Here is a 13954-nt window from a genome sequence, read left to right on the forward strand (position 1 = left end):
GGTCCTCCCATCTGGCATGACAGCACGATCATATGCTTCCGTCTGACGATCATCAACGTTCCTTGAAGGCGCGTGACATGCTGTCTGAAATCGGTTTCGTCAGATACTCGAAGAAGGTACGCTCAGATGTCTGGATCAACACATCCGCCGGCATGCCGGGAACCGGATGAAAGCCATTGACGCGGGCAATTTCCTCATCGGGAATGCGGACACGCACAATGTAGACATCCTTGGTCGAAAGACCGCTGCTTTCTTCGATACTGTCGGCTGATACGTAAAACACTTTGCCATGCAGCACGGGTGTGGTTCTGCGATTGAGGGAAGACAAGCGGATCGCCGCTGTCTGACCTTCATGCAACTGGTCAATGGAGGTGCGTAGCACCTGTGCCTCAAGGATCAGCGGAACACCCGCTGGCAGGATTTCCATGATCGGTTTGCCGGTGGTAATAACGCCACCTGCGGTGTGGTAATAGGAACGTATGACTGTGCCGGTCACCGGTGAGCGGATAATGGTACGGTCAAGCACTTCGGCCGCTTCGTGCAGCTGTTGGCGAATACTGTCGAGGTCGGATTCGGCCGTTTCCAATGCGTCCAGTGCTGCCTGTTTGTTGGAGTTGATCGCGATGATTGCTTCTTGCCGGAACTTGGCAATCTCTGCCTCGCTCTGGTTCATCTCGCCACTCAGCCGGGCGATATCGCCCATAGCATCTGCTATGGCCCGTTCCAGCGCCAGCATATCGGTTTTGCGGATGACGCCCTCCTTGGCGAGGCGCACCTTTGAATCTCGTTCCTGCGTCAGCAAAGATAGCTGACGATCAAATGAATCCTTTTGGCCCTTGTACCCCTCGTAACGGAATTCAAGAGATTTGATATTCTTTTCAATAAGGTTCAGTTGTTCTTCTAGCTTGATCTGTTTGCTGTGAAATACAACGTTCTGGCTTTGAATGATCGCATTGATATCCGGGTCGGCAGCTTCTTTCAAAACGATATCCGGCACTTTGAAAGTTTTCTCGCCTTGCGCCTCGGCACGCAGTCTGGTGACGATCGTTTCAAGTCGCAGTTGGCGTAGCTTCAGCATGCGTTCGTTCGAAAGAGCAGCGGTTTTGTCGAGGGTGAGGAGTACATCTCCCTCATGCACCACATCACCTTCACTGACGCCGACATCCTTGATAATGCCGCCTTCCAGGTGTTGGATGATCTTATTGTTGCCGGTGGCAACAAAACTGCCTTGCGCGATGATGGCAGATGCCAGCGGTGCGGTTCCCGCCCAGTAGCCAAAGCCGCCAAATGCGGTGAAAAGCACGGCCAGACCAACAACGCTGTGCAAACGTATCGAGCGTGGCACCTCGCTATACCATTCAAGCTGGCCTTGTTCTTTTATATCCTGCTTTTTGCCTTTTTTCCGGAAAGTCATTTGCGTTCTCCCTCAATGCGTGGAGCAGGGCCATTTTGTTCGCTTTTGTTGCCGCGCGACAGCGCTTTCAGGACGTCCATCCGTTCGCCAAACATCGCCACGGTGCCGTCTTTCAGGACCATGATCTTGTCAACGCATTGCAGAAGAGCAGGGCGCTGGGTAATCGTGACCGTTGTGATGCCCTGTTTCTTTGCGTGGATAATGGCTTTTGCCAGTGCAGCCTCGCCTTGCGTATCAAGGTTTGAATTTGGCTCATCCAGCACCACGAATTTCGGATCTCCGAAGAAAGCGCGGGCAAGGGCGATACGTTGTTTCTGGCCGCCGGAGAGTGGTGCGCCATCGGCCGCCACGACGGTTTCGTATCCTTGCGGGAAACCGGCGATCAATTCGTGCACATCCGCCAGCACCGCGGCCTCGAAAATCTGGCGATCCTCGACATCGTCACGCATGCGGCAGATGTTAGCCTTTATGGTGCCGGGGAAGAGCTGCACGTCCTGTGGCAGATAGCCAATGCTTTCTCCGAACTGCCGCTGGTCCCAATTGCGCAGATCCATGAGGTCGAGGCGCACATTGCCTGAGGTTGGCATGATCGAGCCGACCAGCATCTTGCCAAGGGTTGTTTTGCCGGAACCGGAATTGCCGATGATGGCAAGCGATTCACCCTTTTGCAGAGAAAAGGAAATGCCGTTGAGAATAACCTTCTTCTGTGGTGGTGGCACAAACAGCAGGCGTTCTACATCCAGTCGCCCTTCAGGATTGGGCAAGCGCAGGCGTGGGAAATTAAGCGGTGAATTCAACAGCAGCGCCTTGATGCGTCCGTAGGCCGTGGCCGACTTGTTGAACTGGTGCCAACCTTCGATAGCACCTTCAATTGGTGCCAGCGCGCGGCCGGAAATGATCGACGCAGCAATGACCATGCCGCCTGTCAACTGATCGGTCAGGGACAGATGGGCCCCCCAGCCGAGCAAGGTGATCTGTGTGATCATTCGGCAGGCTTTGGATATGCCGGAAAAGATGATGTTACGATCCTGTGCTGCAACATGTGACTGCAGCGAACCGGCTGTCTCACGCCCCCACATTTTCACAGCTTCCGGGATCATCGCCAAGGCGTTGATGATCTGCGAATTGCGCGACATGGAGTCGAGATGGAAGTTGGCGCGGCTAAGATAGACATTTGCTTCGGCAAACTGGCGGGCTGTGAACTTCTGGTTCAGCCATGCGATCAGAAAAAGCACCGCACAACAGACCATGATGATGATGCCCAGATGCGGATGCACCAGATATACGACCACAACAAAAAACGGCATCAATGGCGCGTCGAGAAACGCAATCAGCGTGCCCGAGGTGATAAAGGACCGCAGTTGCTGCAGGTCCTGCAAAATCTGGTAGTCCTTGCCATTACCATGCATCGATGCGCGCGCGGCGGCGCTAAGAATTGGGGCGCCCAGACGTACCTCAAGTTCAACCGCCGTGCGCATCAGGATGAAGCGGCGAATGGAATCGAGGAACGCCTGCAACAGAACCGCGCCAAGGACTGCGACGGACAGCATGATCAGCGTATCCATTGAGCGGCTGGTCAAAACGCGGTCGGAAATTTGAAAAAGATAAAGAGGAATGGCAAGCAGCAGTACATTTATGGCGATTGTGAACAACATCACGATGATCATGTTGCGCCGGATTGCCGCAATGCCCTTCGCCAGGCTGACCGCAAAATTCACCGGTTCGCTGCGTTTGTGGAAGCCGGTATTGTCGCCGCCGCCACCACCGCCGCCACCGCCACGAAATTCCGGGTCCTTGCCATTGCCGCCACCGCCGGTCGCCACGCGGCGTTCATTGTCACGTACAGGGCCGACATTGCTATCGATTGTTTTGGTGAAGGCTGGAACCTCTGGTGCTGATTTCAACTGTGGTTCTGGCTCGCTTGTTTCACGGTCGATGGGCCGTTGCGGAGGAACCTGTTCTTCAGGGGCTATACGTGCAGTTTCCTGCGGCATGGGGTGAGGCGTTGGTGCGACTGGCACTTCTGGAGCGGAAATTGTTGTTGTTGGCCGGGTCGGTTCGACCGGTGGTGGAGCGGTAAGCTCCACCCTTTCATTGCTTCTTACCTCTTCAACGGGTTGGGACAGGGTGCGAAATTTTTCAACGGCATCATTGATGGCTGAAATGCATGCCTCGGTTACCTCGTCTTCGGTTTTTGCCTTTCCGTCGGCAGTTAGATTACGCGAAAACTGGTTCATCTGCTTCTCCTTCGGAATGCTATTTACGCGACGACGGATTGCATGACGTCGACTGGATGTGCCGACGACCAGGACAGGTCGTGACCGGCGTTGATAACGCCGTCGGTATCGTCCACCGCAGGGTTGTCATCATGGAGAAATGCTATGACCTCGTTTGCGAGGCCGCTTCCAACGGGCGTTGGCTGAGAGGTATCATGTTCGATGATGCCGCCTTGAATCAGGATCGCATCTGAATAGAGGTTACCTGCCAGGTAGGTTGTGGAACCGAAACTGTCGTAGTCAACAATCTGGGCGATGTTGACGATGGCATTGCTTCCGGTGTCGATAGTCACGGTCGCATCGTGATTGTTCTCAAGAACCTTGGATATGGCCTGGGTCACATCGTCGGAATCTCCTAGAATGCTAACCTGTTTGATGATGTTGACGTCGAAGAGGTTGCCCGTGATGTAGAGGACATTCAGTCCCGCGTAGCCCGCAAAGGTCGGGTCGGTCGCAAAGCCATCAGGAAGGTTTGGATCGCGCTCATTGATGGCGTCAACCGCTTTGCCAATGTGGTCCGGCATTGCCTCGAAACGATCGTTGCTGCCAATATTGTGGATGGATGCCTGGTTCCAGATAAGGTTGTTGCCGGATTGAACAACGGCACCATTGGTGCCGCCCAAATCGGCCGCGGCGCGCACCCAGTCATTATCGTAGAGTACGGCGATCTGGCTGATGATGCTCATGTCAAGCAAATTGCCGCCAACAATGATGAGATCGAACTGCGTGCTCATGCCCAGGAACGAAAACAGATTGATGGCGGCATTACCGCCTGTCAGAACACTGACCTCGGAGCCGGTGGTCGTGATGGTCATCGTGTCGTTGTCGGAAATGAACTGATATTGTTCCAGCCAGTTCACAAAGCAGACATCGCCATCAACAACGCTGACGCGCCAGGCGGTTGGGAATACCAAGTCTCCATGCTCATCAACGGCAGAAGGGTTCGTCGAGTATTCGTACGCGCCTCTTTCGAATGTCGCGATATTGTATGCCGCAGTTGCAGAATGGTTTTCTGAAGTTGTGAGTGCGCTGTCTATTTCGTCGCGGTCGCTATAGACAAAGGCTTGGGTTATCGCATCGATCTGATGGTAATCGCCCATTACGGCCATGACTGGAGCCATCACGCCGGTATTGGTTAGAGTTGTAATATTGGCGACGATATTGGCGCTCGCTGCAATATCCACACTATTGATATGTGCTGAGTCGCTTTCCAGTGAAACGTCACTTTTTTCTGGTTCTTCAGCAGGTTTGGCGATTCCGCGCTCAGGCATGAAATCATTGACATCGGGTGCCTCTGCGGACAGCGTGCCATTGATGTAGACACCATTAATTTGCTGGGCAGCCAAAACGAAATCGACTTCTGCGCCGGTGTTTAGGGAGGCAATGTCATTTTCGCGGGCGTTGTCGACGTAGTCATGGACATCCTTGGCAATGTCTTGCAGTTTTGCGTATTCATCCGTGCGGGTGAAGCCCGAGAACGGGACATAACCCTCGGCCTTGTCGTAAAACTCCATCATGCGTGCAGTGACAAAGGTCGTGTCGCGTGGAATGTTCACACCGTCAGTCATATTCAGATAGTCATCGTCCTGCAGCAGATTGACCTGCGCGGTGTGCGCGATGATGGAGCCAGGGCCGCCGTGGATGACGAGTTCCTGTTCTTGCGGAAACGGCCCGACCCCTGGATGGTGCATGCGCGGTGCGCTCAACCCGAGAGCATGACCGGCGTGCAGACGGTCGAGAGCGTCGTTGAAATCTCCGGCTGGCCTGTAGCCGAGGTAATTCCAGTCATAATAGGGAGCGTGATAATTGACGCCGGGTGCATAGTCCTGCAAGGCAAGCCGGGAATCGAAATCCCGATCCTGTGTTTCCTCTGTCTGCAGGGCAGGATCTTTGTCCGGGGTGCTTCTGCCGTCGAGAAATTTCTGGCGCATGCGTGCTTCGTCGGTTTCGGTCTCGAAGAGGCCGATGAAGTGCGCGATCATTTCCGAAATTTTGTCGTCATACACATACATGGTGAACCCCTCCTTTTAGAGCGGCATCACGAACAGAAATCGCAGGCTGGTCACTTCAGGGGAGACTGGGAGCGTGCGATTTCTGCTGCCACCGGATGCCCTTTGCCGGTTTTCACAACCGCCAAACTGCACCGGCGGGTGCCGGTGCAGCCTTTTCATTGTCGAGGGAGCATCAGTGACTTGAGGTATCTTCGCCCACATCGGTGATGTGAGAGTTGCCACCGATGATGCTGACATCAACGGCATTGCTGAGCATGTTGGCGCCCTGTACCAGTTCCATGTGGAAGCCGGAATTTGCCAGGATCGCAGATGCATCGGCTGTGCTCGTGCCTGCGACGTCGTCGCCTGCCTTGAGGTCCCAACCCTTGCCGTCCATATCCACACCTTCAGCGCCGTAGGCTGTGCCTGCATCGGCCTTGAGGTGGTTTTCAGCGCCGCCGTTGTTCATCTTGACGTCATAAGCGACGTCTTGATCAGCAAGGTGGTTGGCCTGCACAAGGCTGAAGCCTGTGTTATGGCTGCCACCGTTGAGGGAGCTGTTCAGTACGTTGTCGACATCCAGTGTGAACGAGAAGTCGTCACCGAGGTTGAATGTGAGGTCGCCACCGGCAATACCCAGATTGCCAAAGTCCTTCACATCATCAAGAACGGCAAAGTCGGTGTCCGACTTGTAGAAGCTTTCGGAAGAATTGAAGCTTCCTGACGTGTTTGTTGTGTCGTCATCCGATATGTTCTTGATGTCCGTGTCGGTATCGGTAACTGTGGTTGTCTTGATGTTGGTGTCGTTGTCCGACATGCTGACTGTTTTGCTGTCATAGCTCCAGTCATAGTCTACCTTGGTGTCTGTGTCGGTGATGGTCGTCGTCTTGGTGTTTGTGTCATTGTCCGACAGGCTTACAGTTTTGCTGTCATAGCTCCAGTCGTACTCATTGTCGCGATTGTCGCCATTGCCTACTGCAACGTCGACTTTCGCATCAATGTCCGTGTTGGTGCTGTTGTCGCTATTGTCGTTGTTGCGGTTGTTACCATTGGCTGCGCCGACATTGCTGTCTTCTACGCTGGTGTCATTGGTCGCTGTGTTGGCAAAGCCGTCTGAAAGCGCGCCGATTTTCGTGATGTCGTCGTCGCTGCCGCTTGGCGATTTGTGATCGTAAGCACCCATTTCATTTCCTCCAAAAGAAATTGGAGCAGCTTTCGACATCCCTTTCATCTAAACGGGATTTTTCGTCTGTGCATGCTCCGTAGCGGTTACAGTTGGGCAGATGTGATCAATACAATTCATCTGCGGTTCATCCCGACCTGTTGATCAGGCCTTATTGTCCGGTCTCGCCGGTTTTTTGGGATTGCACGTCACAAAATACAAAGTCGTACAAATCCGTTCTGACAGCCGTTGCCAGCTGCAAGTCATGCGTTCATATGATTGTCGTTTAAGAAGGAAGGGCTGCTTACGTGCCAAACACAAATGCATTTCTGCGACGCTTCCGTGCTGCCCTGTGGCAACGGTCAAACTGTGTCTGATAAGGGGATGTTTTGATAGATACCAATTCGGGTTACGTCGCCGCAGGCTAGCACGGGAGCAATATTTCCCAATTTATCTATATGTAACAAAAAGATTTTTTAGCTTTTGGCTTTTTCTGCGAAAGGATGTGCGGAACTTTTCGTGCGCGAAATGATTACTACCCTTCGTACTTTGGCCGCATTGATCATTATATCAACACAGACAACCCGTATGGATATTTTTATTTTGTAAATAAGGTTCAGGCTTATTTTAAACGCCCGTCAAATTGATGGCTTAACCTTATCACGTAACAATTCGAGCAAGGCCATTCCGGCTGGATGTCGCACAATTGACCGAAGAGATTTGGTGAGTTGACATTCTGTTGTGCGCCGCACAAGATTAACGAAAAGTTACACCGTCGCGAATGGAAACAGGCAATGGCTGAGCACATAACGGACAGTTCGACTTTGAAATCGAAACTTATTGCATCTGCGTCATATGACGAGGATAATCGCATGCTGTCCGTGACATTTCACGATGGTCGCCAGAGGACAATCGCTGTGCCTCGTGCCATGTATGAGAACCTGATTACGGCACAATCTCCCGGCTGGTATTACACCCGCCACATCAGCCCGCTCCGCAAATTGTTATGAACGGCTCTGCCTTTTCCGTCGTCCGGCGGAGGGGCGCAGGCTTATGGTAACAAGCGGCACAAGTAGTGCTGCGAAACTTGTCGCCATGCCCGGTATCTGCACGGAAAAATCGATTGCCGAGTGAATGGCGACCAGAACGATAGCCGCCAAGCCAAGCTTGGGTGCGAAACCGTAGTTCTTTCTCTTAAAAATGCCTCGTATGAAGATGGTTGCGAAGATGACGACAAAAATCGCAACCAGAATGGCAAACACGACGCCGAGCGTCAGTAGGCCTTCCATGTAAACATTATGGGCACGGGTCCATACGCGGGCTATACCGCAGGTGGCTTCATGATATCCGGCGTAGACGGATTGGAAGCTGGACAGGCCGCTGCCCCAAGGCAAATGATCTGCAACCGCGGATTTGATAAACGGCATGACGCAGAAACGACCGTCTTCACCGCCAGCGGCTTCGATGCGCAGGGACGCACGTCCGGCAAAGGCCGAGAACATGATCATTACCGTAAACATTGCAGCGCCCGTGAGGGCAAAGGGGCGGATGCGCGTCCATAACGTTGGTCGGGCGAAACTCGTGGCGGATGATTTTTTCGCACCAGACACCAGCATGACGGCAAGCATCATCAGGGAAATGAACGTTGCAGCGGTTGCGCCACGCGAGCGCGTCAGCATCAACGCAACAAAAGCCCCGAACAGCAGCAGAGTATAAAAGCCGGTATGCAGAAGTTGTTTTTTCTGGTTGTCGGTCAGGCCTGTGCCATAGGTGATGCGTCCCCAGATATGGCGAATTTCCAAGGGCTCAAGTGTGCGCCATGCCAGCGTAAACAATGCCAGCAGCAACAGGCCGAGGAACGTTCCTGCGGTGTTTCTGTTAATGAAGAAGCTGGTGAGGCTGTCGAGATAAAATTTCTTCTGCCCAAAGCCGAGAGTGCCGGGCAGAAGCAGGAATTGCAGGATGGACCACATGGCAATGATCCCGCCACCGATGCCGATGATCTTGAGCGCGGACAGTGCGCGTTCATCCGTATCATACAGCATCAGGCCAAGCATGAAGATGCCTGCACACAGCGCGATTTTCAGAAAACCGCCCATGTCGTCCGCCGGGGTCAAGGATATCACCGGTACGGTATCAGGGTTGAGTTTGACCACTTCCTGCCAGGCGGGGTGCGCCAGCATATGGCCGGGCAGCGGGCTGGTCTGGAACGTGATAAAACCCAAAATAGCTATCAAAACAATGGCCGTTCCGATTATAACTGAACGGGAATATTTCGGCAGACCTGTCGTTGCCAGCATCATCGGCAGCAGTGCAAAAATGCCAAGACAGAGGATTGGAACAGTTTTTGTACCCGAGCCACCGTAATCAACGACCGACAGCAAAATAATCAACCAGTAAATTACTGAACAAATGCTCCGTGCTTTACTTGCGACGAGGCTCACTGGCAGGGAAAGCGTACTCAAGACAGCACCTCATGCACGGCAAATGCATTTTCTGAAATTTTTTAAGGTCATAACGTGGGTGTTATAGAATTGACGCCCATAAACTATTGAACAGTTCTATGAAACAATAATTTTCGGTATGATTAATGCAAGAAGTCACAAGACTTGTTTTCCGTCTGTTTTGCGCTGTTGGTTTTTTCATGCTGGCTATGATGGTGGTTGCACAAATTGTCGCGCCACCAGAAAGTGATGCATCATCACATTTGCTTGAAAAGGGGCTGTATCCACCGGATCAGCGGGCCGTTTGGACGACGGAACCTGTAAAAGTACAGCGTCGCGAGCCGGATATTCCTCTGATCGATGAATTTCCCTACAAGTTCCGTGCACAATTCAACATGAAAATCCACGACAGTGCGTCCTTCTCGACGGACGAAGGTATCTTCCTGCTGGAAAATGTCGTCGGAATACCCTCACGCAAGATTTGCATTGATAAAAATGGCCAAAGAAATGCATGTGGCGCAAAGGCATCGGTTGTTTTGCGGAACATTCTGGCCAGAAAGTTTGTGGAATGTCGTAGAACTTCCATCGCACTCAGGACATGGCTCGTCGATTGCCGTATAAATGGGCGCAGCGTTTCTGATATGTTGTTGGAAAAGAATGCTGTAACGCCTTTGGAGCGGGCCGCGGCTGGCAGCCCCAAATGAATTGGAATGCTGTGCAGGAAAGTTTTTCGATAGAATGATACCGTCATTGCAAAGACTGTTCGGGAACAAGGCTGCACCACAGGCTGCGACCGAGCCCAGAAGGCAGAGAATCGATCTTGGTCCGCAAATCCCGCATTATCCTATCTACGCCATCGGGGATGTTCACGGTCGTATAGATCTGCTGCAGCATGCCGAAAGCCTTGTGGCAGGGGATCTGATTGCAAATGGACAGGCAGGTCTCGTCATTCTTTTGGGTGACTACATCGATCGTGGCAAAAACTCAGCTGATGTCATGAACTATCTCTGTGCACCATCTTCTTACGGCCTGCAGCGCTATATCGTCTGCGGCAATCATGATGATGCGTTTCTGCAATTTCTGGATGACCCGGCACGCCATATGAACTGGCTGGACTTTGGCGGCCGCCAGACATTGCTGTCCTACGGCATCGATGCCGATTACATGCTGACGCGTGGCAAAAAGGGTATTGATGATCTGAAGCGGGCGCTGGCTGACACCATTCCTGTACAGCACGTGGAGCTGTTGAAAGATATGGTGGGTTATGTCCGGATCGGATCATACGTGTTTGTGCATGCCGGCTTGCGGCCGGGCGTGGCGCTGGAGGAGCAGGATGACCGCGACCTGTTGTGGATCCGCGAACCGTTTCTGTCACGCGGGCCGGAACTGCCGTTTCTGGTGGTGCACGGTCATACGGTTTATGAGCGGCCGGAAACCGGCCCTAACCGCATCGGAATTGACACCGGTGCTGTCAACAGCAACCGTTTGACTGTTCTCAAACTTGAGGATGGCAAAGGCTTCATTCTGTCCTGAAGCCAGTTTTTAAAATTGCTGTCTATTTTGTCAGGTGAACGGCAATACGGTCTTTACCGGCTTCAATGACATGGCGCATCGCAACCGTTGCCTTTTCTGGATCACGCAGGGCAATGGCGTGGGCGATACGCAAATGGTTGGTTGCGATTTCCTCGATGGTTTCTGGCGAAGCGGCTGGTGACGACAGCTTGAAGGAGATTGCCAGCGCTGCTTCGATCAGACCGCTTGCCGAACGCATGAAGGGATTGCCGGACATGCGGGCAATTGCGAGATGGAAATCAAGGTCCACCTTGGCGATGGTTTCCGGTGTGTGACTAAGGTCATCAAACCGGGCAGCAATTGCATAAAGCGCTGCAATATCGTCGCTTGATGCCTGAGTGGCGGCAGCCGCTGCGGCTGCCGGTTCCAGCGTCATGCGGATTGTTGCCAGATGTTCTACAAACTCCTGATCTAGTCCAGCGTCGCAGCGCCAGCCAAGAACATCAGCGTCAAAAAAGTTCCAGCTTTCACTGCCCAGAACGCGGGTGCCAACTTTCGCCTTGGGTTCGACCAGCCGTTTTGCGGCCAATGTCTTCATTGCTTCCCGGAGAACCGTGCGCGAAACACCAAACCTCAGCGTCAGATCGGCATCTCCCGGCAGGATCGAGCCTTCGGCAATGCTGCCCGAGACTATTCCGCTGCCCAGTTCCGCAACAACATGTGCGTGGCTACTGCGTCTTTTACGTCCTGTGATCGTCGTTTCAAGCAGCCCCACGAAATCTCCTTGGCATTGGCCCATTTCTACATTTCGTTAAAACTGTACGTCAAATTTCAGTCATTTGCGAGAAATAGCTTGATCGTCTCCTGACACAACAGGGCGATAAAAATTCAGCATATAGTATGATTATTGTACTCATGTTTGCTTTGCAATAAAAAATATATGTGTCTTTGGAGTAAATTAGCGTATTAAAAATAATGCAGTTTAGCTCTTTTATACGAGAGTGCCGTGTTTGGTGCCAACGACTCTTGACAAGCGTTCCCCTCGCTAAATAGTAATACAAATAACGGAAGCGTGGACCGTAGTGGCATAGCTGCGTGCGGATACCTTCCCAGACAGAGCATTGACGCGGCTGTCGTCTTAATTTTGTTTTGAGGCAATCACCATGGGAAATTCCGATAATCTTCCGTCCACTTCCGGAAAACTGCGTTCTCGCGCCTGGTTCGATAACCCGGCCAACGCGGATATGACGGCGCTTTATCTCGAGCGTTACATGAATTTCGGCTTGAGCCAGGCGGAATTGCAGTCAGACCGTCCGATTATCGGTATTGCCCAGACCGGTTCTGATCTTTCGCCTTGCAACCGTCACCACCTTGAGCTGGCCAATCGCCTGCGCGAAGGTATCCGTGAAGCTGGTGGTATCGCCATCGAATTTCCAGTCCACCCAATCCAGGAAACCGGCAAGCGCCCGACCGCTGGTCTCGACCGTAACCTTGCTTACCTCGGCCTCGTTGAAGTGCTGTACGGTTACCCGCTTGACGGCGTTGTTCTGACCATCGGTTGTGACAAGACCACGCCTGCCTGTCTTATGGCGGCGGCCACCGTCAACATTCCGGCAATTGCACTATCCGTTGGCCCGATGCTGAACGGCTGGTTCCGCGGTGAGCGTACCGGTTCTGGTACCATCGTCTGGAAGGCACGCGAACTTCTCGCCAAGGGCGAAATCGACTATCAGGGCTTCGTGAAGCTGGTTGCTTCCTCTGCACCTTCGACTGGTTACTGCAACACCATGGGTACGGCCACGACCATGAACTCGCTGGCTGAAGCACTCGGCATGCAGCTGCCAGGTTCTGCCGCTATTCCGGCTCCTTACCGTGACCGTCAGGAAGTTTCCTATCTCACCGGTCTGCGCATTGTTGAAATGGTCAAGGAAGACCTGAAGCCTTCCGATATCATGACCAAGGATGCTTTCATCAACGCAATCCGCGTCAATTCGGCAATCGGTGGTTCCACCAACGCACCGATCCACCTGAACGGTCTTGCACGTCACGTTGGCGTTGAACTGACGGTTGATGACTGGCAGACCTACGGTGAAGACGTTCCGCTGCTGGTGAACCTGCAGCCAGCCGGTGAATATCTCGGCGAAGATTATTACCATGCCGGTGGCGTTCCAGCCGTGGTCAACCAGCTCATGACGCAGGGTCTGATCAAGGAAGACGCGATGACGGTCAATGGCAAGACCATTGGCGACAACTGTCGCGGTGCGATCATTGAAGACGAAAAGGTTATCCGTCCTTACGAGCAACCTTTGAAGGAACGTGCCGGTTTCCGCGTACTGCGTGGCAACCTCTTCTCGTCTGCCATTATGAAGACCAGCGTTATCTCGGAAGAGTTCCGCAACCGTTACCTGTCCAACCCGAACGATCCGGAAGCCTTCGAAGGCCGTGCGGTCGTGTTCGATGGTCCGGAAGATTACCACCACCGGATCGACGATCCGTCGCTGGCTATCGATGCCAACACCATCCTGTTCATGCGCGGCGCAGGCCCGATCGGTTATCCGGGCGCAGCTGAAGTTGTGAACATGCGTGCACCTGATTACCTGTTGAAGCAGGGCGTCAACTCGCTGCCTTGCATTGGTGACGGCCGTCAGTCCGGTACATCCGGCAGCCCATCGATCCTCAATGCTTCGCCGGAAGCCGCTGCTGGCGGCGGCCTTGCGATCCTGAGAACAGGTGACCGCGTTCGCGTTGACGTGGGTCGCGGTAAGGCTGATATTCTCATCTCCGGTGAGGAACTGGCTGCACGTTACGAAGCTCTGGAGAAGGACGGCGGTTACGAATACCCGGCCCACCAGACCCCATGGCAGGAAATCCAGCGTGCCATTGTTGGTCAGATGGAAAGCGGTGCTGTGCTCGAGCCTGCGGTGAAATATCAGCGCATTGCCCAGACCAAGGGTCTGCCGCGCGACAACCACTAAAATACAGGCTGTTCTCCGCAACTTTTTGTGGAGAACACTCCCCGCTCTGAATACGTGAGCGACAGTATATTTGCTGCATCATCCTGAAAGCCGTCCTTAAGGGGCGGCTTTTATGCATTTTTGATAAGATTCTTACTTATGCGTCGTAATCATTCTATTTCATTAATTGGTTCTCAATAC

At 53.1% G+C, this 13954-nt stretch carries 10 protein-coding genes; 4 read left to right on the forward strand and 6 right to left on the reverse strand.

Annotation, left to right across the window (positions count from 1 at the left end):
- Nucleotides 1–52: 52 nt before the first annotated feature.
- The 4 genes from IB237_RS07025 to IB237_RS07040 all read right to left on the reverse strand — a co-directional run bounded on the left by IB237_RS07025 (nucleotide 53) and on the right by IB237_RS07040 (nucleotide 6864).
- Complete coding sequence (locus tag IB237_RS07025) at nucleotides 53–1414, reverse strand: HlyD family type I secretion periplasmic adaptor subunit (RefSeq protein ID WP_192487944.1); 1362 nt, start codon at nucleotides 1412–1414, stop codon at nucleotides 53–55.
- Nucleotides 1411–3651, reverse strand: a complete 2241-nt coding sequence (locus IB237_RS07030) for a type I secretion system permease/ATPase (protein ID WP_192487945.1) — start codon at nucleotides 3649–3651, stop codon at nucleotides 1411–1413. Before IB237_RS07030 ends, IB237_RS07025 begins: the two co-directional genes overlap by 4 nt.
- 23 nt (nucleotides 3652–3674) lie before the next feature.
- Nucleotides 3675–5696, reverse strand: a complete 2022-nt coding sequence (locus IB237_RS07035) for a hypothetical protein (protein WP_192488822.1) — start codon at nucleotides 5694–5696, stop codon at nucleotides 3675–3677.
- A gap of 178 nt (nucleotides 5697–5874) precedes the next feature.
- Nucleotides 5875–6864: a fibrinogen-binding protein gene (locus tag IB237_RS07040; RefSeq protein ID WP_192487946.1), complete on the reverse strand. Its 990-nt coding sequence runs from the start codon at nucleotides 6862–6864 to the stop codon at nucleotides 5875–5877.
- Nucleotides 6865–7637: 773 nt separating this feature from the next.
- Between IB237_RS07040 and IB237_RS26410 the strand changes: the two genes are divergently transcribed.
- The gene (locus IB237_RS26410; RefSeq protein ID WP_192487947.1) at nucleotides 7638–7853 is read left to right on the forward strand and encodes a KTSC domain-containing protein; all 216 of its coding nucleotides are present in this window, start codon (nucleotides 7638–7640) and stop codon (nucleotides 7851–7853) included.
- Here IB237_RS26410 and IB237_RS07050 read toward each other — a convergent pair.
- Entirely contained in the window at nucleotides 7848–9227 is a 1380-nt protein-coding gene (locus tag IB237_RS07050) for an O-antigen ligase (RefSeq protein ID WP_192487948.1), read from the reverse strand. The genes IB237_RS26410 and IB237_RS07050 overlap by 6 nt on opposite strands.
- Nucleotides 9228–9433: 206 nt before the next feature.
- On the opposite strand from IB237_RS07050, the gene IB237_RS07055 reads away from it, so the two are divergent.
- The gene (locus IB237_RS07055; RefSeq protein ID WP_192487949.1) at nucleotides 9434–9991 is read left to right on the forward strand and encodes a hypothetical protein; all 558 of its coding nucleotides are present in this window, start codon (nucleotides 9434–9436) and stop codon (nucleotides 9989–9991) included.
- Between the two features lie 46 nt (nucleotides 9992–10037).
- Nucleotides 10038–10820, forward strand: coding sequence for a metallophosphoesterase (locus IB237_RS07060; RefSeq protein ID WP_246787743.1), 783 nt, complete (start codon nucleotides 10038–10040; stop codon nucleotides 10818–10820).
- A 22-nt stretch (nucleotides 10821–10842) separates the two neighbouring features.
- Here the strand turns inward: IB237_RS07060 and IB237_RS07065 are convergent, their stop codons facing one another.
- Nucleotides 10843–11574: a FadR/GntR family transcriptional regulator gene (locus IB237_RS07065; protein ID WP_192487951.1), complete on the reverse strand. Its 732-nt coding sequence runs from the start codon at nucleotides 11572–11574 to the stop codon at nucleotides 10843–10845.
- 388 nt (nucleotides 11575–11962) lie between these two features.
- On the opposite strand from IB237_RS07065, the gene IB237_RS07070 reads away from it, so the two are divergent.
- A complete protein-coding gene (locus IB237_RS07070; protein WP_192487952.1) occupies nucleotides 11963–13774 on the forward strand; it encodes an IlvD/Edd family dehydratase in 1812 nt (603 codons plus the stop codon).
- Nucleotides 13775–13954: the final 180 nt, after the last annotated feature.

The organism is Agrobacterium sp. AGB01, assembly GCF_014851585.1.
Classification (GTDB): Bacteria; Pseudomonadota; Alphaproteobacteria; order Rhizobiales; family Rhizobiaceae; genus Agrobacterium.

Coding starts and splice junctions, on each gene's coding strand:
- IB237_RS26410 (WP_192487947.1), top strand. CDS start 7,638: ATGGCTGAGCACATAACGGACAGTTCGACTTTGAAATCGAAACTTATT.
- IB237_RS07040 (WP_192487946.1), bottom strand. CDS start 6,864: ATGGGTGCTTACGATCACAAATCGCCAAGCGGCAGCGACGACGACATC.
- IB237_RS07025 (WP_192487944.1), bottom strand. CDS start 1,414: ATGACTTTCCGGAAAAAAGGCAAAAAGCAGGATATAAAAGAACAAGGC.
- IB237_RS07030 (WP_192487945.1), bottom strand. CDS start 3,651: ATGAACCAGTTTTCGCGTAATCTAACTGCCGACGGAAAGGCAAAAACC.
- IB237_RS07070 (WP_192487952.1), top strand. CDS start 11,963: ATGGGAAATTCCGATAATCTTCCGTCCACTTCCGGAAAACTGCGTTCT.
- IB237_RS07055 (WP_192487949.1), top strand. CDS start 9,434: ATGCAAGAAGTCACAAGACTTGTTTTCCGTCTGTTTTGCGCTGTTGGT.